The sequence below is a fragment of the Salmonella sp. SAL4457 genome (assembly GCF_046548235.1).
In the GTDB taxonomy this organism is placed as follows: Bacteria; Pseudomonadota; Gammaproteobacteria; order Enterobacterales; family Enterobacteriaceae; genus Salmonella; species Salmonella enterica.
Window position 1 is genome coordinate 1 of record NZ_JBGDZO010001120.1, and the last position, 245, is coordinate 245.

General features: G+C 64.9%; 1 pseudogene. It reads right to left on the bottom strand.

Annotated elements, in window-relative coordinates:
• Positions 1-245, bottom strand: a pseudogene (locus tag ACLJNW_RS27670) (PKHD-type hydroxylase); the annotation flags it as partial.

Consider the following 245-nt stretch of genomic DNA (forward strand, 5'->3'; position numbering starts at 1 on the left):
GTACCGGTGAGGCGGATCAGCGAGGGATGGTCGGGGACGTCGCGGGTGAGTCGCTGGATCGACTGGTCCATTTCGAATAGCAGGGTGCGCTGGCTGTCTTCGCGGACCAGGCTCTGGGTCCAGAAGAACGAGGCGTAGCGCGCGCCGCGGGTGACCGGATTGACTTTGTGCAGGCTGGTGCCGGGGTAGAGCACCAGATCGCCGGCGGGCAGCTTCACCTGTTGCAGGCCGTAGGTGTCTTGGAT